This window comes from Shigella sp. FC1567 (genome assembly GCF_001743015.1).
In the GTDB taxonomy this organism is placed as follows: domain Bacteria; phylum Pseudomonadota; class Gammaproteobacteria; order Enterobacterales; family Enterobacteriaceae; genus Escherichia; species Escherichia coli.
Genome location: NZ_MIIV01000247.1, coordinates 1 through 1,722 on the forward strand (window position 1 = coordinate 1; position 1,722 = coordinate 1,722).

At 33.2% G+C, this 1,722-nt stretch carries 1 pseudogene; it reads left to right on the top strand.

Going from position 1 to position 1,722, the window contains the following annotated elements:
- Positions 1 to 236 precede the first annotated feature (236 nt).
- Positions 237 to 1,621, top strand: a pseudogene (locus BHE85_RS14745) (SopA family protein); the annotation flags it as partial.
- Between the last annotated feature and the right edge of the window lie 101 nt (positions 1,622 to 1,722).

Below are 1,722 nucleotides of genomic sequence, written 5' to 3' on the forward strand. Positions count from 1 at the left end.
CGGAGCAGGAAGGACATCTGATGGAAATGGAAGCCACGCAAGCACCTTAAAATCACCATCATACACTAAATCAGTAAGTTGGCAGCATTACCATTTTTTATAGTACTTCACTTCTTCTTCACTAAGAATGTCCATTATCTCAATGCCTTATCAGAGATTCTTTTCCTTTCGCCGGTAGTGTCTGGACGCTCAGGCTACTTTTCCAGGTTATTTTATTTCTGTATTACAGAGGTTTTATGATAGGTCATATCACAAATTCTGGTGGCAATAACTCTTTGATGAAACATGATGTGGTTCAAGGAAATAATATAGTAGATCTTGATTTACTACGTAATTTCAATGGGGTGACAGGTTTAAACAGAGATAACTTTATTTATATCAGTGATATATTTTTAAATATAAAACAACGGAACGAAAAAATCATGCAATAAATATGTTACGTGAAGTCTCAATTAGTAATGATACTATAAGTGTAAAATTCTACAGAAATGAAAAAATAGAATGCGCTTGTAATTTTCTGATGGATAAAGATTCGCAGGGGTATATCGACCTGTCTGATTTTGATGTAACAAATTGTCATTTTAAAGGTGACGTTATTTCTAAGGTGTCTTTTTTATCATCAAATCTACAACATGTAACTTTCGAATGTAAAGAAATTGAGAATTGCAATTTTACTAAGGCAACAGTTGATAATGTCATATTTAAATGTCGACGTTTACACAATGTGATTTTTCTCAAAACGAGTGGCGAATGTGTTGATTTTAGCCAAGATATTCTTGATACAGTTGACTTCTCGCAGAGTCAACTTGGTCATAGTAATTTTCGCGAATGTCAGATTAGAAATTCAAACTTCGATAATTGTTATCTTTACGCTTCGCACTTCACCAGAGCAGAGTTTCTGTCTGCCAAAGAAATATCATTTATTAAATCGAATTTGACAGCTGTTATGTTTGATCATGTGCGAATGTCGACAGGGAATTTTAAAGATTGCATTACAGAACAATTGGAATTAACTATTGATTATTCAGATATATTTGGGAATGAAGATCTCGATGGTTATATCAATAACATTATAAAAATGATTGATACATTGCCAGATAATGCAATGATATTGAAATCCGTTCTGGCAGTAAAACTGGTTATGCAATTAAAAATTCTTAATATTGTTAATAAAAACTTTATTGAGAATATGAAGAAAACATTTAGCCATTGTCCTTATATAAAAGATCCAATTATACGCAGTTATATCCATTCTGGTGAAGATAACAAGTTCGATGATTTTATGCGTCAACATCGATTCAGCAAGGTGGATTTCGATACCCAACAGATGATCCATTTTATTAACAGGTTTAATATGAATAAAGGGCTGATTGATAAAAATAACAATTTTTTTATCCAACTTATCGATCAGGCCTTACGATCAACGGATGATATGATCAAAGCAAATGCCTGGTATCTTTATAAAGAGTGGATTCGTAGTGATGATGTTTCACCTATATTTATAGAAACTGAAGAAAAGTTAAGAACCTTTAACACTAATAAATTAACACGAAACGATAATATATTTATCCTGTTCTCCTCTGTCGATGATGGGCCTGTTATGGTGGTAAGCTCCCAGCGCTAATATGACTTTCCGTGTCAAACCGGAATCTCTAATTTTGACGATTTTCTTTTTAGGTTTAATTCCCTGAGGGCGACGTAGCAGTAAATCCGACGGTGAAT